Below are 17710 nucleotides of genomic sequence, written 5' to 3' on the forward strand. Positions count from 1 at the left end.
GGCGGTAGCGATCGTATTACTATCCGATTCATCTGCCTGTGAGTACGCATGAGCCGTCAGGAGCCTGTCCAGCGGGAGTACGCCGTCCGGAAGTTCGAGTCGAGCGACCTCCCGGCGTTCCTCGACCTGCACTCGGAGGCGTTCGATCCGAACTACGGTCCCGAGTGGTTCGCGTGGAAGTACGAAGACAACCCCTACGTCGACCACGTCCCAATCTTCGTCGCGGAACGGGACGGTGACCTGGTGGGTGCCCGGCCCTTCTTCGCGCTCGACGTGGCGGTCGGCGGCGAGCGAGCGCTGGCGCTCCAGCCCGGGGACACGATGGTCCACCCCGACCACCGGCGTCAGGGCCTGTTCACCCGGATGACCGAGGCTGCGATCGAGACGTACAGTGACGGGAAGCCGGCCTTCTTCTTCAACTTCCCCAACCACCGCTCCGGGCCGGGCTACCTGAAACTCGGCTGGCAGTCGGTCGGCGAAGAGACGACGTACTACCGGATACAGAACACGAACGCGTTCGGACTCGACGAGTCGCCGGCGTGGAAGTCGGTGACCGGCGCCGCCGGACTCGCACTCGGCGGCTACAACCGGCTGTCGGACCTGCGGACCCGGTCCCCCGACGGCGTGACCGTGCGGCGCTACGAGTCGGTCCCGGTCGAGACCATGGCGGATCTGGCGGCCAGCGAGTCGTCGAGCGGCATCCACGTCTGGCGGGACGAACGGTTCTACGACTGGCGCTTCGACACCCCCGCCTGGGACTACGCGACGTACGTCGCCGAGCGGGACGGCGAGCCAGTCGCCGGGATGGTCGTCGGCACCGCCGTCGAGTCCGGGCTCCGCACGACGAAGGTGACCGACGTCGTTCCGACGCCGGACGGGGAGGCGACCGACGCGCAGGACGCGCTCCTCCACCGGCTGGTTCGCGACTACGCAGAATCCGACGTCCTGGCCGCGCCGTCGGCGCTGTCGCGGTCAGCGCTCGGGCGTGCGGGGTTCCGGAGCGACGACCGGCCGCCGCTGGGCAGCGTCGCGAACCCGACGACGCACGTCGTCCGGTCGCTGACCGGCGACTGGACCCACAACGGCGTCGACATCACCGACGCGTCGAACTGGCGGCTCACCTTCTCCGAACAGGATACGAGCTAGCGGAGGCGCGATGGCCCGGGTCACGCCGACTTCCTATTCGTCGTGGTCCACGGACGGGTGCATCGTCGGCGGTTCGACGGCAGGGTCCTCGAAGTATTCCCGCATCGTCTCCGCCGATCGTTCGGCCCGTCGCTGCCACTCCGCCTCGTCGATCTCCTCGCAGCCGGGCGGGACCTCGCGCCCGCGGCCGGTGAAGTACCCCTCCGGTGCGACCCAGTCGTTGTAGAACGGCACGTCCGAGTCCTCGACGACGGTTCGGCCGACCGTCGCGCCGTGGCCAGCGGCGACGATGGCCTGGTGGTACGTGCCAGCGAGGCGGCCGGCGGCGTAGATGCCGTCGACGGCCGACCGGCCGAACTCGTCGACGTCGACGTAGCGCTTGCTCCCGCGGTCGATCAGGCCCAGGTCCAGGTCGTCCAGGTAGGCGGCGTCGGACCACGAGGCCGCGACGACGCTGTCGGCGGACAGTTCCCGCCCGTCTTCCAGCGAGACGGTGAAGGCAGTACCGTCGTCACCGTTGGACCCGCCATCGCCGTCGGGTCGCATCTCGTCCTCGGAGTCGTCGTCGACCGGAGTGACGTCCACGGCGGTCCCGTCGACGAACGCCGCGCCCGCCGCCTCGACCTGGTCGCGGGTCATCTCCAGCAGCAGTCGCGCGTTGATGCCCGCGGGGAAGCCGGGGTAGTTCTCCAGGTGGGCGTTGCGCGCGAGGATCGGTTCGCCGGCCGAGACGACGCGGGTCGGGAGTCCCGCTCGCGCCGTGAACAGCGCCGCCGAGAGGCCGGCGACGCCGCCGCCGACGACGACGGTCCGTGGTGGGTCCGCTGGGTCGGAAGCCATGCCAGTGGCTCGGACGGGACCGCTTACCAACCTGCCGGATCCGTCGATACCACGGCGTCGTTACCCGGCTCTCGCCGCGATAACGAGCCCGGCACCGACCATGGCGATTCCGGCCAGGAGCGTCCCGCTGGCGACGAGGGCCGTGGCCTCCACCAGCCCTGCCAGCGCAACGCCGCCGAAGAGGGCGCCGACCGTGCCCGTGACGGCAACAGCGCCCGCGGCGGCGAATCGCCAGGTTCCGAGCGCGCTCGTGTCGTAGCGCGCGCGGACCAGCGACGCGGTCCCGGCAGTGACCAGTCCCAGCGCGAGGACGAACGCGACGACGTGGACTATCCCCGGCCCGTGGGGCGCTTCGGTTTCGCCACCGGTCACGACGTAGACGCCCAACAGCGGGAAGTAGAGGAGGTATCCCGGATAGCTGAGGAACTCCGGGCCGATATCCAGGACGACCGGTCCCAGGAGGACGGCGGAGGCGACTGCGGCCAGGAGCGCGTCGCGGAGGAAGACCGGGATGGCGCGGTCGTGGGCCGACATGGTGGGGTGTGATCACGCGTCTGACATACGTCTTCTCGTCGATTCGACGCGACAGAAGTCGCCGGCGGTCACCGAAGGATACCCGCTCTGTGGTCAGTCGAGGTCGAACTGGGCCGCCGCGGTCTCCATGTCCTTGTCGCCGCGCCCGCTCAGGTTGACGAGCAGCGTGTCGTGTTCGCCCTCCTCGGCGAGTTGCTTCGCCAGCGCGATGCCGTGGGCCGACTCCAGCGCGGGGATGATCCCCTCGGCTTCGCTCAGTTCCCGGAAGGCCGCCAGGGCCTCGTCATCGGTGATACCACGGTACTCACAGCGGCCGACTTCGCGGAACATCGCGTGTTCGGGGCCGACACCGGGGTAGTCCAGGCCCGCGGAGACGGAGTGGACCTCGACGTCGTCGTCGATGACGCGCGTCTTCATCCCGTGGAGGACGTCCTCCGTCCCGGTGTCCAGCGGCGCGGCGTGGCGCTTCGAGTCCGCGCCCTCGCCGCCGCCCTCCCCGCCGTAGAAGTCGACGTCGTCGTCGTCGCGGAACGCGTGGAACAGTCCCATCGCGTTCGAGCCGCCGCCGACGCAGGCCACGGCGGCGTCCGGGAGCTCCCCGGTCCGCTCCAGGAACTGCTCGCGGGCCTCCTCGCCGATGACGGACTGGAAATCCCGAACCATCCGCGGGAATGGGTCCGGGCCGACGACGCTGCCGACGAGGTAGTGGGTGTCCTCGACGTTGCCGGCGAAGTCCTCCAGGGCGGCGTCGACGGCGTCGGCCAGCCCCTCGTCCCCGCGAGTAACCTCGTTGACCTCCGCGCCCATCAGGCGCATGCGGAAGACGTTCATCGTCTGGCGCTCGACGTCCTTCTTCCCCATGTAGATCTCCGTGTCCAGGTCGAACAGCGCGCCGACCATCGCCGTCGCCGTGCCGTGCTGTCCGGCGCCGGTCTCGGCGATGAGCCGCGACTTGCCCGCCTTCTTCGCCAGCAGGGCCTGGCCGACGCAGTTGTTGATCTTGTGGGCGCCGCCGTGGAGCAGGTCCTCGCGCTTGAGGTAGACGTCCGTCCCCCACGCTTCCGAGAGGTTCTCGGCGTGGAACAGCGGCGTCGGCCGGCCGGCGTAGTCCCGGAGGACTGCGCGGAACTCCGCCTGGAACTCGTCTGTGGACGTGACGTCCTCGAACGCGGCAGCCAGGTGCGCCAGTGGTTCTTTCATCACGTCTGGCACGTGTCGCCCGCCGAACTGTCCGAACTCGCCCGAGCGCTCCTCGTCGTTACTCATACGTCACACCGTATGCCGGGTTGCCTACAAAGCTCTATGGACCGAGCGCTCCCCGCCCGCGGCGCGACGTGACAGTTCGCCGAAGGACGAACGCTCAAGGCGGAGCGTACCGATGGACCCACGTGGACAACGTCGAGGTCAGTACCGTCGTCTACCTGCCGCCCGCTGAGGTCTACGAGTTCCTCCTGGACTTCCCGGGCTACGCGAAGTACTCGAAGTACCTCGAATCGGTGCGCCAGGACGGCGACGGCGCTCCCGGGACCCGGTACGACCTGCACCTCGCGTGGTGGAAACTCTCCTACACGGCCCGGTCGGAAGTGACCGCCGTCGACCCGCCGGAACAGATCGACTGGAAACTCGTCAAGGACATCCACGCCCACGGGCACTGGCGAGTCGACCCGGTACCAGAGGCCGCACCTGCCGGCGAGGACCACGCCTCCCGCGTCACCCTCTCGATCCGGTTCGACCCCGACACGGCCGATTCGGGCACACTCGACATGCCGCGACTCGTCTCGCTCGACTGGGTCATCGGCAAGGTGAAACCGCTCGTGCAGGACGAGGCCGAACGGATCGTCGAGCGCATCGTCGCCGACCTCGAGGGTGAACCCCGCGAGGTCGACCTGGAGATACACACGACGCCGGACTCGGTGTGATACGCGGGAAGAAACGGACTCGGAACGGTCGTCGTCGCTACGCGTCGGGCTGTTCGTAGTCGCCGCCGAACTTCATGAAGAAGTACGCCAGGCCGAGCGTCGCCGCCATCACGAACGACGCCGCCACGCCGAGTGATTTGGCGCTGTCGGGGAGCGTGGGCCCGCCGCCACCCTCGCCGCCAGTCGGGACAGTGGCGTAGTCGGAGCCGACGACGACGGCGCCTTTCATCCCCTGGCCTTCGTGGGGTTCACAGACGTACTGGTAGATGCCGTCTTCCTCGATGGCGACCTCGTAGTTGACGCCCGCTTCGGCGACCGGGTCGCCCGAGTCGATGGTGCCGTCGCTGCTGACGGCGTTGTGCGCGCCGCCTTCGCCGGTCCATTCGAACAGCAGCGTGGCGCCGGGGTCGACGTGGACGGCTGGCGGGTCGAACGCGAACGCGCCGCCGTTGCCCTCCGCACCGACGGTGATGGTGACTTCGTCCTGGCCAGTGGCGTCGGCGGTCGACCCGTCGAAGTTGTCGACGTTGCTGAACCACGTCCCGTAGTCCGGTTCGCCACCACCGCCACCGCCGCCACCTGACTCGTTTCCGCCGCTCTCGTTCTCCTGGGCGGCGCCGGCTCCCGACGCGGCACCGATAGCCGCGGCGCCCGAGGCAGCGTGCAGGAACGTTCGGCGCGACACGTCCGCTGTACCGTCGCTCATGTGCTGGCGTTGGGAACCGCCCGTAGTGAATCCACCGTTTCGCAACGACCTTTTTTCGTGGGGGGAATCGCGCTCGCCTCCGGCGAGCGCTCAACCCCCCACAAAAAACGTCGATGAAAAAAGCCGCTCACTCACTGCGTTCGTTCGCGGTGTCCAACGGAGTGCAACGACGTTGGGCTCGTCAGAGCTACGCTCTGACGGTGAACCGGCTCGCTTCGCTCGCCGGATGCTCTACCGCGACAATGGCAGCAAAAAACAATTCTCTGACGCTATTCCACTGCTTCCGCAATCCCTTTTCGTCGCCTTCCCTTCGGTTCTGGTGATGGCTACCGAACAGACCCCCGAGAGCGCACCGCTCGCACAGGAGATGCCGATGCTGGGACTCGGCACCTGGCAGAACGAAAATCCGGAGCAGTGCGCGGAGAGCGTCAGGACGGCCCTGGAGATGGGATACCGTCACGTCGACACGGCACAGATATACGGCAACGAGGCCGCCGTCGGCGACGGCATCGCCGCGGCGGACGTCCCCAGGGAGGACGTCTTCCTCGCGACGAAGGTGTGGAACGACAACCACGCCCACGACGACGTGATTTCGAGCACCGAGGAGAGCCTCGACAAACTCGGCGTCGACTCCGTGGACCTCCTGTACGTCCACTGGCCGTCGGCGAACTACGACCCCGAGGACACCCTGTCGGCGTTCGCCGAACTGAAAGACAGGGGGCTGATCGACCGCATCGGCGTCTCGAACTTCGAGCCCCACCACCTCGACGCCGCGCGCGACGCCGTCGACGAACCCATCTTCGCCAACCAGGTGGAGATGCACCCGCTGCTTCCACAGGAGGAGCTCCGCGAGTACGCCGCGGGGACCGACGTCGAACTCGTCGGCTACTCCCCACTCGCCCGCGGGCAGGTGCTCGACGTGCCGGAGATCCAGGACGTCGCGGCGAAACACGGCGTCAGCGAGGCCCAGGTCAGCCTCGCCTGGCTCCGCGAGAAGGGCGTCACCGCCATTCCGAAAGCGACCAGCCGGGACCACGTCGCCGACAACTGGGCCAGCCTGGGCCTGGAGCTCGACGACGAGGACGTCGCCGCTATCGACGGCATCGACCGCACCGACCGGCAGGTGAACCCCGGTTTCGGGCCCGATAGCTGGGACTGACCGATATCGGACGCGCCGGCCGCCCGCCGACGGCCGTTTCTATCCCGCCGCCGTCTCCCTTTTTGTCACTCAGAGTGCCCGTGCGAGAAGAGTTAAAGGCCGGGCTGTCGAACGAATCCGTATGTCCGTCGGGAACGAGCCGGGTATCGTCGGGGGGATACAGATCGACCTGCAACGGCTCCACGAGACGTGGATGGAGATCGTCTGGCCGCGCCAGCGCGGCGCGAACGACACCGTCCTGGGCAAGTGGACGCCGAACACGCAGGGCCAGATGCTCCTCTACCGCGCCTGGTCGGCCCTCGGTGTCCCGGTCATCGCGATAGTCTACCCGCTCGTCCTGCTCGGCGCGGTCGTCCGCTTCCAGACGCGGCGCATCGACGGGACGGCGACTCGCCTCGGCCTCGTCGGCGTCGTCCTCCTCTCGCTGGTCGTCTGGGGCGCGCTGACGGCGCTCGCACAGTTTCAACTCGACGTGGCGGCCGGCGGCGTCGTCGCCATCGCGGCCGCCGGCGGCGTGGCGACCGTCTCCGCGGCGCTCGCTCTCGCGACCCGCCGCGTCGGCGGCCGGGGAACGACGGTGCTCCTGTCCTACCCGTTCGCGATGACGGCCATCTTCCTGCCGCCCGTCGTCGCGGCGCTGTTCTCTCCCGCGATCGGTGACGTCATCCTCCCCGGGAGCCGCGACTTCGCGAACGTCCTGCTCGACAACGTCGCCCGACCGCTCGGCCTCTACGAGTTCTTCGTCGGTAACTTCTCCATCGAGGGCGTCGGCTACGCGCTGATGTGGCTCGGCATCTCCGTCCCGCTGGGTTGGATTCTCGGCCTGCTGGTGACGCTCGCCGACGCCGTCCGCCCGACTGAGTAACTGGTACGTTTTTCACGCATCGTCGCTAACTCGCCCCTATGGAGTTCAACACGACCGTCACGGGCGCGGTGTTCGTCGTCCTGTTCGCAATCCTGGCCGGCGGCACGCTCACGAGCGGGATGCCGACCCCGATCACGATGATGATACTGCCCGGTCTACTGGTGTTCATGCTCCTGACGCTGTTGCTCGGCGTCAAGCACGGCGAGTACCGCGCGCGCGGCTCGCAGTGATTTTCGGGTACTGAGCAATTTTCGGGTACTGAGCAGGCCCAACCGCCGACCGCCGGCTGACCTACGGTGCGCCGTCGGCCGGGCTACGGTGCGGCGTCGTCCGGCGAAATAACTCGTTCTTCGGGGACCTCCTCGTCGTCGGCAGCGACTGCGACCGTGCCTGTTTCTCCCTCCCCGAGGAGAACTGTCGCGCCCGCGCGCATGGGCGCGAGCAACCCCGCAACGATGGCTCCGGGCTGGGTGACCGGCGCCCTGAGCGCGACCCTGTCCTCGGCCGTCAGGTCGAACTCCGAGACGACGCGGTGGCTCGCGGCGAGCAGGTCGCCGTGGGTGTAGGTCCTGTCCGCGGCGAGCACCGCGTTTTCGGGCCCGAACTCGCCCGGGGGCTGGAGCGGGTTCTCGCTCCAGGCCTCGCGTTCGAGGTGGGCGATCCGGGGATCCTCCGGCGGACCACCGTAGGCGATCGGTTTGGTGCCCGGTCCCGCCTGGTAGTCGTCCATCCAGTCGCTCGGGGCGATCAGGACCTTCGAATCGACGGCGCCCGGCGGATCCACGTCGACGACGGCGCCGTCGAGGGCCGCGCCGAGGAACGCCTGGAACGCGTCGGGGGACTCGCGGATCCAGCCCGGTTCGTCCCCGGCCGTGGGCGCCTTCGGCCCAGCGACGATGGCGACGCGCGCGCCCTCCCGGACGCCGTAGTGGCGGAGGAGGTTCCCGACCTTCCACGCGTTCGTACAGAAGTCCCGGTAGCTGAAGGGGGTGGCTCGCTCGGCGGGCTCGAACAGCGCGCCCTCGCGCTCGCGTCCCTCGGCGACGAGATCCACGATCGTCTGCATGGCCGGAGATTCGCCGTCGGGGGAGATAGTGGCGACGATCGGTCTCGCCCGTTCGTCCGCGACTGGTGGCAACTTTCGTACCTCCCACTCGCGACACACGCTGCGTGTACTCGGCAAACCCTGTTACTCTTTTGACAGTTGCGGTCGAACGCTCGATCGATCTGTGCTATGCAAGCGTTCGTCATGCGTTCGATCGGCGAGACCGGTATCGTGGAGAAAGACCGTCCGACCCCCGGACCGAACGACGCCATCGTCAAACCGACGAAGGGGTTGATCTGTACGTCGGACTGCCACACGGTCCACGGAGCGATCGGCGACCGGGAGGACCTGACGCTCGGTCACGAGATCGTCGGGGTGGTCGACGAAGTGGGAGACGAGGTCTCCGAGTTCGAGGCGGGGGACCGCGTCGCGGTCGGAGCCATCACGCCGGACTGGAACTCGCTTGCGGCCCAGGACGGACACCCCTCTCAGTCCAACGAGGCGCTGGGCGGCTGGAAGTTTGCCAACGTCAAGGACGGGACGTTCGCCGAGTACGCACACGTCAACGACGCGGACGGGAACATGGCTCACGTACCCGACGGCGTGACCGACCACGAGGCGACCTACGTCGCGGACATGCTCTCGACCGGCTTCGCCGGCGCGGAGAACGCGGCCGTCCCGATGGGCGGCACGGTCGCCGTCTTCGCCCAGGGACCCGTCGGCCTGATGGCGACGAAGGGCGCCGCGCTCCTGGGCGCCGGTGAGATCATCGCCGTCGAGACGATGGACAACCGCAAGGAACTCGCCAGGGAGTACGGCGCCGACCACGTCGTCGACTTCGCCGACGTCGACCCCGTCGAAGCGATCATGGACCTCACCGACGGCGAGGGCGTCGACGGCGCTATCGAGGCGCTCGGGGCCGACGAGACCCTCCAGGACTGTATCGAGGTCACCAAACCCGGCGGAACGATATCGAACGTCGGCTACCACGGCGAGGGCGAATTTCGTCACATCCCGCGGGTCGAGTGGGGCGTCGGCATGGCCGAGAAGGACATCGTCACGGACCTCTGTCCCGGCGGTCGCCTGCGGATCAGTCGAATGCTCCGGCTGATCGAGACCGACCGCGTCGACCCCACGAAGCTGACGACCCACGAGTTCGACTTCGAGGAGATAGAGACCGCCTTCGACATGATGGACACGAAGGAAGACGGAATGATCAAGCCGCTCATCCACTTCGAGTGATCCGGTTGGGGAGCGAGCGCCGTTCCACGGGTGCGGCCGTCGCGTGCATCACCCGCGGTCCGCAACGTAAAAGCGGGCGGCGCTGGTCGAGCCTGCATGGATGCACAGGACCGCGTTTCCGCGTTTCTGGACGAACACGACCTCGAATCGCCGATAGCGTACCGCCTCCTCGACCTGACGTCGGAACTGGGCGAACTGGCGAAGGAGGCCAACGAGTCCACGGGCTACGGCGAGGAACCGGCCGACGTCGAGCTATCGGCCGACGAACTCGGCGACGCGCTGTTCTCCTTGCTGGCGCTCTGTGAACAGGCCGACGTCGACGCCGAGGACGCGCTGGCGGGTGCGATAGGAAAGTACGAACGGCGGCTGACAACGACCGGGTCGGCGGGCAGCGGCGAGTAACTACAGCGAGTTCTTGATCTTCTCGAAGAAGCCCTCCTCGACCTCCACCTCTTCGCCACCGGCCTCGGCGAATGCCTCGAGGGCCTCGCGCTGTTCCTCGTTCAGGCTGTCGGGCGTGACGACCTGGACCTGGACGTAGAGGTCGCCGTGGCCGCGCCGGCGGAGGTGGGGCATCCCCTTGCCGCCGAGGCGGAACACCTCGCCGCTCTGGGTGCCGGCGGGGACCTCGAACTCCGCCTTGCCGTCCAGCGTCGGCACTTCGACGGTGTCGCCGAAGACGGCCTGCGGGAAGGAGACGGCGTGGTTGTGGCGCAGGTCGTCGCCGTCACGCTCGAAGTCGGGGTGGTCGCGGACGCTGACCTCGATGAGGAGGTCGCCGTTGCGCGCGCCGCGGTCGCCCGGCGCACCCTCGCCGTCCATCCGCAGCGTCTGCCCGTCGCGGATGCCGGCGGGGATCTCGACGGAGAGGGTCGCCTCGTTGCGGACGGTGCCCTCGCCGCGACAGGTCGAACACGTCTCGTCGTACAGCGTGCCCTCGCCCTCGCAGCGGCGGCAGGTCTGGGTCTGCTGGACGCGCCCCATCGGCGTCTGCTGGACGCGAGTCTGCTGGCCCTGGCCGTTACACTGCGGACAGGTCCGCGAGTCGGCGTCCGCCGGGTGACCGCGGCCGTCGCAGTCGGGACAGGTCTCCGGTCGGCGGACCGACAGTTCCTGCTCGACGCCGTCGTAGGCGTCCTCGAGGTCGATGGTCAGCGTCGTTCGCAGGTCCTGGCCCTGCTGTGGGCCGCTCCGGCCGCGACCGCCGCCGCCGAAGAACTGGTCGAAGATGTCCTGCATCCCACCCATGCCGCCGGCGCCGCCGAACGGGTCGCCACCTCCGCGGCCGCCGCCTCCGCCGACGCCCCCGTGTTTCTCGGCCTGCTCGAAGCGCTCGTGGCCGACCTGGTCGTACATCTGGCGCTTCTCCTCGTCGGTGAGGACCTCCTTGGCCTTCTGTACCTTCTTGAACTTCTCCTCGGCGTTCTCCTCGTCGGAGACGTCCGGGTGGTACTGCTGTGCCTTCTTTCGATACGCGTCCTTGATCTCGTCTTCGCTGGCGTCGCGTGAAACCCCCAGCACCTCGTAGAAGTCCTCGCTCATTCGTTGTCCCACTGTAATTCGTTGAAACACTTCAAAAGAACGGGTCGCGGCCGGTGCGATACGTCCAGGTTCGCTCACGCCGTTCGACGACGTGCCGCGGCAACTGGTCGGCTGATAATAACGGCGTATTAACCGCGGGACGGGGACGAACAACGGCGCGCTCCGGCCGTTCCCTCCCGTGTTCTCACGAGAAACGGCGGCGCGTGGGCGTCGTGTGAACGAGGAGTCTCCATCCGTAGCTTAGATGTCAGATAGTAATCCCGGGGGACGCGCTATCTCGCTTCGTATGGTCGACCTCCACAGGCGAGCGTATCTGAGAGCCGTTACAGCAGCAGTCGGCGGCGCGACCGCCGCCACTGGAATCCAGTCGGGGGCGCTCGAACGAGTTGCCGCCCAGACCGACGCAGACGGACAGTCCGGCAGCGACGGCTTTTCGCAGGCCGCGCCGTGGTCCCAGGGCGGGGCCGGCGCAGCGAACACCGGCGCTGCCCCGACGAGCGGTCCCCGGACCGATCTCCAGGTCGAGTGGAGCTACACGGACGTCGACGCCTGGGGGCTGGCCTCGTCCCCGGCACTGGTCGACGGCGTCCTCTACTTCGCGTCGCTCGATTCGGACATCGGAGACAGCGGTCGCGTTCACGCGGTCGACGCCAGCGACGGCTCCGCGCGCTGGCAGTTCGAGACCGACATGCGCCACGAGACGACCCCCGCCGTGCACGAGGGTCGCGTGTTCGTCGGCGACGGAGAACTGCTGGCGCTGGACACGGAGGACGGCACGGAGCTGTGGCGGAGCGAGGCGGTCGTCCGTGGGTCGGTGAGAGCAGCGAACGGGACGGTGTACGCCGCGACCGACGACAACGTGATCACCGCTTTCGACGCCGCGGACGGGACGGAACAGTGGCGCTTCGACCCGGCGACTGATTCGGTGGACTGGTCGGCGTACACGGCGCCGGCAGTGGCCGGAGGAACCGTTTACGCAAGCGCGCGCGTGAACCCCGGCGACGGCGATCTCCGGTCGGTCGGGTTCGCGCTCGACGCCGAGACCGGTGACCGGCAGTGGGCGACCGAGTTCCCCGCGGCGCGTTCGGGCGGCGCTCCGGCCCCCGCAGTGTCCGACGGATCGGTCTACGTCGACGTCGGGGACCTCTTCGCGCTCGACGCGGCGACGGGCGACGTGCAGTGGTCGGCGTCGGACGTCGACTCCCCCGTCGTTCAGGACGGAGCGGTCTACGCGTTGCGAGACGGGGGCGCCTTCGTGGCCCTGGACGCCGCGACTGGCGAACAGCAGTGGCAAACTGTCTGGGAAACCGAGCGCGACCCGGGGGGCCGAACCGAACTCGTGGCGACCGAGGACACGCTGTACGTGGGAACGTTCATCGGCGGCGTCTTCGCGTTCGACGCCGAGTCCGGCGAGCAACTGGGCCAGGCCCCGGACGGGGGCTTCAGCGACGGCCGCTGCCCGCCCACTGTCGCGGGCGGTACGGCGTTCCTCGGCGTGTGGAACGCGGACTCCGGCCTCTACGCGATCACCGAAGGGGACGGTTCGTCAGGGTCGACCGAACCGCCGGCACCCGAGGTCGAACTCCGCACTGGACCGGACCAGTCCTACTGCGTCGGAAGTCAGATAACGTTCATCCGGGAAGCCTCCGGGCCCGGTTCGACGAACGACTTCGGCCAGGACGACTACACCTGGAAGATGGACTTCGACACGGGCGACGGCGAGTCCGGGGCCTCCGAGCCGATGACCGAAACTGCCGGCGAACTCGTCCGGCACACGTACGACGAACCCGGCACGTACGAGGTCGCAGTCGTCGGGGAAGGCCCCGACGGCCGGACCGCGCGGGACACAGTCACCGTCGACATCGCCGAGTGTGCGGGACCGACTGCTCGCATCGCGACGGACCCCGCCGACGCCGAGCGCAGGGACTTCGCCCTGATGGACGAGGTGACGTTCAGTGCCGAGCCATCGGAAGCCGATGCCGGCGTCGAGCGCTACGAGTGGGACCTCGACGGCGACGGCGAGTTCGAGAAACGCGGCGACGCCGAGACGGTCGTTCTCGGCGAGGAATGCAGGGAGGAGACGCTGACGGTGTCGCTGCGCGTCGTCGACACGCAGGGGGCGACCGACACTGCGTCGGTGAGCGTCTCGACGATGGCCGACGACGCCTGATAGTGGTGGTTGTAAGCCCGTACCGGGGTTCGGCCGAACGCCGGTAAAAAGTTACAGCCACCACTATGAGCGGATCCGACTGGAACGGCTGGCCCGCCTCGACAGTCGAACGTTCGGTCGTCGCGTCCGGCGCCCGGCGGTCTGCGGTCGAACAACGAGGCTTTACGTGCCAGCCGCGAGTCAGGTCGACGTGATGCGGGCGAGTCTCTCCGACGACGTACGTGGTGCGGTCGGCGCCGAGCGCGTGGCCGCCTGGTTCCTGGTACTCCTCGCAACCGGCTTCGCCGTCGCCATCGTCCTCCAGCCCGGGCTGATCGCGGCGTCACCGCCCGACGCGACGTTTTCGGGTTCCTACGACGAAACGACTGGGACGCTGACGCTCCAGCACGCTGGCGGTGACGCAATCGAGGACGGCCCGACGTCGTCACTCGTCGTGGTCGTCACCGACGCCGACGGCGAGAGCGCGCAGAACGTGACCTGGGTCGCAGACGGCGGCGACGCCGTCGCGGCCTACCCCGTCGAATCCGGCGACAGTATCGCCGTCGACGACCCCTCGGTCGACAGCGACGACGACGGCAACGCCTTCGACGGGGACGCCACGGTCGGCTTCGAACTGGACGACGGCGACACCGCCGCCGTGGTCTGGCGGGGCCGACCGCTCGGTGCGCCCGGCGAGGTGACGACGACGCTGGACACGGTGACGGTGTCTGCGGGGTCGTGAGCGGTCGACACCGCCCCTGGTGACAGATTTCTTACTAAATCGGCGTTCAGGGAACGCTCTTGGGCGTCCCAGACGTCTGTGAACACATGGCAACGGAGTACGTTCCGGTCGCCGATGCAGACGAGTTGCGCGAGGCGGGCCGCGACGTCGTCTCGGCGGGCGGGCACGCGGTCGCACTGTTCCACCACGAAGGCGAGGTGTACGCCGTCGACAACCGCTGTCCCCACATGGGATTCCCCCTCTCGAAAGGGACCGTCGACGACGGGCTACTGACGTGTCACTGGCACCACGCCCGCTTCGAACTGGCCTGCGGCGACACCTTCGACGTCTGGGCCGACGACGTCCAGACGTTCCCCACCGACGTACGAGACGGCCAGGTGTACCTCGACCCGGACCCCGAACCGGACGTCCCGCCTGTCACGCGCTGGCGCAATCGACTCGTCGACGGCATGGGCGAGAACCTCGGCCTCGTCGTCGCGAAGAGCGTCATCAATCTGGATTCGCTCGGCGAGGGGTTCGTGATACCGCTGGAGACGGCCGTCACCTTCGGGACGAAGTACCGGTCCTCCGGCTGGGGCCGCGGGCTGACGACGCTCGCCGCGATGGCGAACCTCTACGACGACGTCGCCCACGCCGAGAAACTGCGGGCGCTGTACGTCGGCATCGGCTCGGTGGCGGACGACTGCGCCGGCGAGCCGCCGCGGTTTGCCCAGTACGAACTCGGCAACGCGGGTCTGTCGAAGGCGCGCCTGAAGTCCTGGTTCCGCGAGACGTGCGAAGTCAGGGACGAGGACGGCGCCGAGCGCTGCATCAGGACGGCGGCGAATATCCTCCCGCCCGAGGACGTCGCCGAGATCGTCGTCGCCGCCGTGACGGACCACCTGTACGTCAACGCCGGCCACACGCTCGACTTCGCCAACAAGGCCTTCGAGACGCTGGAACACCTCGGCTGGGACCACGCCGAGGACGTGCTCGCGTCGGTCGTGCCGCAGATCACCGACGCGAACCGGGCCGAGGAGACGTCGGCCTGGCGACAGCCGATCGACGTCGCCGCACTCTGCTTCGACGCGTTCGAGTCGCTCGACGACCTTGTCGCCGCGGGCGAGGGCGCTGTCTGGGAACGCCCCGACGGCTTCGTCGACGCGCTCCTCGACGACGATCCGGAGGCCATCGTCGACGCACTCCAGGACGCGATTCGGGACGGCGCGACGAGCGAACAGCTCTCCCGGACAGTCGCGCTCGCGGCGACCCGGCGGGTCGCCCAGTTCGCCACGAGCAACGAGTTCTCGGACTGGGACACCGTCCACCACACGTTCACCTACGCCAACGCCGTCTACCAGCTCTCCCGGCGCACCGACGCCGTCGAGGTGTACCGGGCCTGCTTCGATGGCGCGATGGCGGTGTACCTCGACCGGTTCCTCAACCAGCCCGCCGCGCCGATTCCCGACGTCGGCGACGGCGGCGGAGAGAACGACCCCGAGTCGATTCGCGAACAGTTGCTCGCGACGTTCGACGAACAGGGGCAGGTCGAGGAGGCCGCACGGCTCGTCGACGGCCACTTCGAGGCCGGTGGCGACGCGACCGATCTGAAACAGACGCTCGGCGAGGGGCTCCTGCGCGAGGACGCGGGCTTTCACACGCTCCAGAACGTCGAGGCGGCCTTCCGGCTGTTCGACGCCGCCGAGACCGAGCGCGAACGTCGACTACCGCTGGTAGCGACGGCGCGGTACCTGTCTGCGCACTCCCCGACCCGCCGCGAGCGAGAACAGACGTTCACCATCGCCAGACGGCTCCACCGGGGCGAGTCGATCCACGGAGAGTCGTAGCACGCGGACACTACCGATTCCAGGGGGCCTCGTCGTACTCGACGTGGCGGTCTTCGCGTTCGATGCCGTCGATGGCAGTGAGGTCCTCCTCGTCGAGTCGCAGGTTCTGGCTGGCCCAGTTGTCGGCGACGTGGTCCTCGGTCGTCGCCTTCGGAATCGCGACGACGTTCTCCTTCGACCGCAGCCACGCGAGACTGACCTGGGCTTCGCTGACGCCGTGTTTCGCCGCGACGTCCTGTACCTCTGGGACGTCGAACACGTCGCCGCGAGCCAGGGGCGAGTACGCCACCAGATAGTAGTCGTGCTCCTGTGCGTGACTCACCAGGTCGTCCTGCTGGAGCAGCGGGTGCATCTCGACCTGGTTCGCGAACAGCGGTTCGTCCAGGACGTCCATCGCCGTCTCCACCTGCCGTGGCTCGAAGTTCGACACGCCGACGTGGCGGGTTACCCCCTCCGCCACCAGGTCGTCGAAGGCCGACAGCGTGTCCTCGGGGTCGTAGTTCCCCAGCGGCCAGTGGACGTACAGCAGGTCGACGTAATCGACGCCCAGGCGTTCCAGGCTCGCTCGGGCCGTCTCGGTCACGTCGTCGTACCCCAGCCCCGTCGATTCGTGGTGAACCTTCGTCGCAAGGAACACCTCTTCGCGGTCGATGCCTGTCCGTGCGATACCCTCGCCGACGTGTTCTTCGTTGCCGTAGGCCTCGGCCGTGTCGACGTGGCGATACCCGATCTCCAGGGCCGTCCTGACGCTCTCGGCGCACTCCTCCGGGCCCGTGTTCTCCCAGGTCCCGATGCCGACAGGTGGTAGCTGCGTCATACGTACGGGGTCCATCCGAAGAACAATGGGTGTTGTTATCTATCCGATCCCCGTACTGATCCGATTGCCTGAACCGGTCTGTGCTCCCGTCTCCGGCCGCGCCGAAGCTGTCAACAGTCACGGCGGTTTTCCCCGTCTGGTCCCAATAACAGGCATGGGGTCACTGCTGACCGGCCGCCAGGAACGAGCGGCCTGGGTCGTCGTCGGCCTGACGATCGCGGGCTTCGTCGGATTCGTCCTGTACGCCTTCTTCGGCGCCCTCGTCGTCGGGCTGTTCCTCTACTACGCGATGCGGCCCGTCCACCGCCGCCTCGAGGACCGGTTCGACCACCCCGACGTCGCGGCGACGGCGACGGTGTTGCTCGTGGGCGTTCCGGTCCTCCTCGTCGTCGGATACGCGGCAGTGGTGGGCGTCCGGCAGTTCGACCAGTTCCTCGCCGCTGCGAACCTCCAGCAACTCCGTGTCGCGGTCGAACCGTACGTGAGCTCGCTGACCGCGGCGGACGGCGGCGTCTTCGGGCTCCTCCGGAACAACGTCTCGCGCGTCACGGAACTCACGACTGCCCTGGTCAACTGGGCCCTTCGCCTGTTCGTCATCGTCACCGTTGCCTTCTACCTGCTCCGCGACGACAGGAAGATCGCCGGCTGGTTCCGGGCGACGTTCGCCGACCACGAGACAGCCGTCCGGTTCGTGGAACACGTCGACGACCACCTGACCACGATATACACCGGCAACCTCGTCACCATCGGGGCGACGGGACTGATCGCCATAACGGTGTTCTACGGCCTCGACCTGCTCGCCCCGGCCGGCACCGGCGTCGCCTTCCCGGTCCTGCTCGGTCTCCTGGTCGGCGTCGCCACTATCGTCCCCGCTGTGGGGATCAAGGCCGTCTACTTCCCCTACACCGCCTTCCTCGTCTGGCGCAGCCAGACGACGGCGACGACCCCGCTGTGGTTTCCGGTCACGTTCTTCCTCGTCGCGGCCGTCGCCCTCGACTGGTTCCCCGACTTCATCGTCCGCTCGTACCTCTCGAAGGGCGAACTGAACATGGGCCTCGTGCTGTTGACGTACGTCCTCGGCGCTGTCGCGTTCGGTTGGTATGGCGTGTTCTTCGGGCCGGTCGTCCTCGTCTTCTTCACCACGTTCGCGCGCGAGATACTCCCCGAACTGACCTGAG

At 68.2% G+C, this 17710-nt stretch carries 18 protein-coding genes; 11 read left to right on the top strand and 7 right to left on the bottom strand.

What is annotated here, in order from left to right; all coding sequences use genetic code 11:
* Positions 1-48 precede the first annotated feature (48 nt).
* Positions 49-1146, top strand: a complete 1098-nt coding sequence (locus BM337_RS13135) for a GNAT family N-acetyltransferase (protein ID WP_089817045.1) — start codon at positions 49-51, stop codon at positions 1144-1146.
* A gap of 33 nt (positions 1147-1179) precedes the next feature.
* Here BM337_RS13135 and BM337_RS13140 read toward each other — a convergent pair whose 3' ends face one another.
* From BM337_RS13140 to trpB, 3 genes are all read right to left on the bottom strand, one after another.
* The gene (locus BM337_RS13140) at positions 1180-1986 is read right to left on the bottom strand and encodes an FAD-dependent oxidoreductase (RefSeq protein WP_089817046.1); all 807 of its coding nucleotides are present in this window, start codon (positions 1984-1986) and stop codon (positions 1180-1182) included.
* A gap of 60 nt (positions 1987-2046) precedes the next feature.
* Complete coding sequence (locus BM337_RS13145) at positions 2047-2520, bottom strand: hypothetical protein (RefSeq protein ID WP_089817047.1); 474 nt, start codon at positions 2518-2520, stop codon at positions 2047-2049.
* Between the two features lie 93 nt (positions 2521-2613).
* Positions 2614-3786 carry a tryptophan synthase subunit beta gene (trpB, locus tag BM337_RS13150; protein WP_089817048.1) on the bottom strand — a complete coding sequence of 391 codons (1173 nt, stop codon included), beginning with the start codon at positions 3784-3786 and terminating at the stop codon, positions 2614-2616.
* Positions 3787-3908: 122 nt separating this feature from the next.
* On the opposite strand from trpB, the gene BM337_RS13155 reads away from it, so the two are divergent.
* Positions 3909-4439: a type II toxin-antitoxin system RatA family toxin gene (locus BM337_RS13155; RefSeq protein WP_089817049.1), complete on the top strand. Its 531-nt coding sequence runs from the start codon at positions 3909-3911 to the stop codon at positions 4437-4439.
* A gap of 37 nt (positions 4440-4476) precedes the next feature.
* On the opposite strand, the gene BM337_RS13160 is transcribed toward BM337_RS13155, so the two are convergent.
* The gene (locus BM337_RS13160) at positions 4477-5145 is read right to left on the bottom strand and encodes a halocyanin domain-containing protein (RefSeq protein ID WP_089817050.1); all 669 of its coding nucleotides are present in this window, start codon (positions 5143-5145) and stop codon (positions 4477-4479) included.
* A gap of 322 nt (positions 5146-5467) precedes the next feature.
* On the opposite strand from BM337_RS13160, the gene BM337_RS13165 reads away from it, so the two are divergent.
* The 3 genes from BM337_RS13165 to BM337_RS13175 all read left to right on the top strand — a co-directional run bounded on the left by BM337_RS13165 (position 5468) and on the right by BM337_RS13175 (position 7399).
* A complete protein-coding gene (locus BM337_RS13165) occupies positions 5468-6304 on the top strand; it encodes an aldo/keto reductase (protein ID WP_394327767.1) in 837 nt (278 codons plus the stop codon).
* A 121-nt stretch (positions 6305-6425) separates the two neighbouring features.
* Positions 6426-7169, top strand: coding sequence for a hypothetical protein (locus BM337_RS13170; RefSeq protein WP_089817051.1), 744 nt, complete (start codon positions 6426-6428; stop codon positions 7167-7169).
* A 38-nt stretch (positions 7170-7207) separates the two neighbouring features.
* The gene (locus BM337_RS13175; RefSeq protein ID WP_089817052.1) at positions 7208-7399 is read left to right on the top strand and encodes a DUF7333 family protein; all 192 of its coding nucleotides are present in this window, start codon (positions 7208-7210) and stop codon (positions 7397-7399) included.
* A gap of 83 nt (positions 7400-7482) precedes the next feature.
* On the opposite strand, the gene BM337_RS13180 is transcribed toward BM337_RS13175, so the two are convergent.
* Complete coding sequence (locus BM337_RS13180) at positions 7483-8235, bottom strand: class I adenylate-forming enzyme family protein (protein WP_089817053.1); 753 nt, start codon at positions 8233-8235, stop codon at positions 7483-7485.
* A 168-nt stretch (positions 8236-8403) separates the two neighbouring features.
* Between BM337_RS13180 and BM337_RS13185 the strand changes: the two genes are divergently transcribed.
* Complete coding sequence (locus tag BM337_RS13185) at positions 8404-9456, top strand: NAD(P)-dependent alcohol dehydrogenase (RefSeq protein WP_089817054.1); 1053 nt, start codon at positions 8404-8406, stop codon at positions 9454-9456.
* Between the two features lie 96 nt (positions 9457-9552).
* Positions 9553-9858, top strand: coding sequence for a MazG nucleotide pyrophosphohydrolase domain-containing protein (locus BM337_RS13190; protein ID WP_089817055.1), 306 nt, complete (start codon positions 9553-9555; stop codon positions 9856-9858).
* Here the strand turns inward: BM337_RS13190 and dnaJ are convergent, their stop codons facing one another.
* Positions 9859-10998 (bottom strand): molecular chaperone DnaJ, encoded by a 1140-nt coding sequence (gene dnaJ / locus BM337_RS13195; protein ID WP_089817056.1) that lies wholly within the window; start codon positions 10996-10998, stop codon positions 9859-9861. It abuts the gene before it with no gap.
* Between the two features lie 286 nt (positions 10999-11284).
* On the opposite strand from dnaJ, the gene BM337_RS13200 reads away from it, so the two are divergent.
* From BM337_RS13200 to BM337_RS13210, 3 genes are all read left to right on the top strand, one after another.
* Complete coding sequence (locus BM337_RS13200) at positions 11285-13168, top strand: outer membrane protein assembly factor BamB family protein (RefSeq protein WP_177227482.1); 1884 nt, start codon at positions 11285-11287, stop codon at positions 13166-13168.
* Positions 13169-13334: 166 nt separating this feature from the next.
* Complete coding sequence (locus BM337_RS13205; RefSeq protein WP_245778663.1) at positions 13335-13889, top strand: hypothetical protein; 555 nt, start codon at positions 13335-13337, stop codon at positions 13887-13889.
* Positions 13890-13975: 86 nt separating this feature from the next.
* Positions 13976-15715: a Rieske (2Fe-2S) protein gene (locus BM337_RS13210; protein ID WP_089817202.1), complete on the top strand. Its 1740-nt coding sequence runs from the start codon at positions 13976-13978 to the stop codon at positions 15713-15715.
* 10 nt (positions 15716-15725) lie between these two features.
* On the opposite strand, the gene BM337_RS13215 is transcribed toward BM337_RS13210, so the two are convergent.
* A complete protein-coding gene (locus BM337_RS13215; protein WP_089817059.1) occupies positions 15726-16532 on the bottom strand; it encodes an aldo/keto reductase in 807 nt (268 codons plus the stop codon).
* A 154-nt stretch (positions 16533-16686) separates the two neighbouring features.
* Here BM337_RS13215 and BM337_RS13220 point away from each other — a divergent pair, with 154 nt between their 5' ends.
* Positions 16687-17709 carry an AI-2E family transporter gene (locus tag BM337_RS13220; RefSeq protein WP_089817060.1) on the top strand — a complete coding sequence of 341 codons (1023 nt, stop codon included), beginning with the start codon at positions 16687-16689 and terminating at the stop codon, positions 17707-17709.
* Position 17710 lies beyond the last annotated feature (1 nt).

Source organism: Halomicrobium zhouii (assembly GCF_900114435.1).
GTDB lineage: Archaea > Halobacteriota > Halobacteria > Halobacteriales > Haloarculaceae > Halomicrobium > Halomicrobium zhouii.

Excerpts from the sequence above, each read along its gene's own strand:
- BM337_RS13135 (WP_089817045.1), top strand. The coding sequence starts at position 49 with ATGAGCCGTCAGGAGCCTGTCCAGCGGGAGTACGCCGTCCGGAAGTTC.
- BM337_RS13140 (WP_089817046.1), bottom strand. The coding sequence starts at position 1,986 with ATGGCTTCCGACCCAGCGGACCCACCACGGACCGTCGTCGTCGGCGGC.
- BM337_RS13145 (WP_089817047.1), bottom strand. The coding sequence starts at position 2,520 with ATGTCGGCCCACGACCGCGCCATCCCGGTCTTCCTCCGCGACGCGCTC.
- trpB (WP_089817048.1), bottom strand. The coding sequence starts at position 3,786 with ATGAGTAACGACGAGGAGCGCTCGGGCGAGTTCGGACAGTTCGGCGGG.
- BM337_RS13160 (WP_089817050.1), bottom strand. The coding sequence starts at position 5,145 with ATGAGCGACGGTACAGCGGACGTGTCGCGCCGAACGTTCCTGCACGCT.
- BM337_RS13165 (WP_394327767.1), top strand. The coding sequence starts at position 5,468 with ATGGCTACCGAACAGACCCCCGAGAGCGCACCGCTCGCACAGGAGATG.
- BM337_RS13170 (WP_089817051.1), top strand. The coding sequence starts at position 6,426 with ATGTCCGTCGGGAACGAGCCGGGTATCGTCGGGGGGATACAGATCGAC.
- BM337_RS13175 (WP_089817052.1), top strand. The coding sequence starts at position 7,208 with ATGGAGTTCAACACGACCGTCACGGGCGCGGTGTTCGTCGTCCTGTTC.
- BM337_RS13180 (WP_089817053.1), bottom strand. The coding sequence starts at position 8,235 with ATGCAGACGATCGTGGATCTCGTCGCCGAGGGACGCGAGCGCGAGGGC.
- BM337_RS13185 (WP_089817054.1), top strand. The coding sequence starts at position 8,404 with ATGCAAGCGTTCGTCATGCGTTCGATCGGCGAGACCGGTATCGTGGAG.
- BM337_RS13190 (WP_089817055.1), top strand. The coding sequence starts at position 9,553 with ATGGATGCACAGGACCGCGTTTCCGCGTTTCTGGACGAACACGACCTC.
- dnaJ (WP_089817056.1), bottom strand. The coding sequence starts at position 10,998 with ATGAGCGAGGACTTCTACGAGGTGCTGGGGGTTTCACGCGACGCCAGC.
- BM337_RS13200 (WP_177227482.1), top strand. The coding sequence starts at position 11,285 with ATGGTCGACCTCCACAGGCGAGCGTATCTGAGAGCCGTTACAGCAGCA.
- BM337_RS13210 (WP_089817202.1), top strand. The coding sequence starts at position 13,976 with ATGGCAACGGAGTACGTTCCGGTCGCCGATGCAGACGAGTTGCGCGAG.
- BM337_RS13215 (WP_089817059.1), bottom strand. The coding sequence starts at position 16,532 with ATGACGCAGCTACCACCTGTCGGCATCGGGACCTGGGAGAACACGGGC.
- BM337_RS13220 (WP_089817060.1), top strand. The coding sequence starts at position 16,687 with ATGGGGTCACTGCTGACCGGCCGCCAGGAACGAGCGGCCTGGGTCGTC.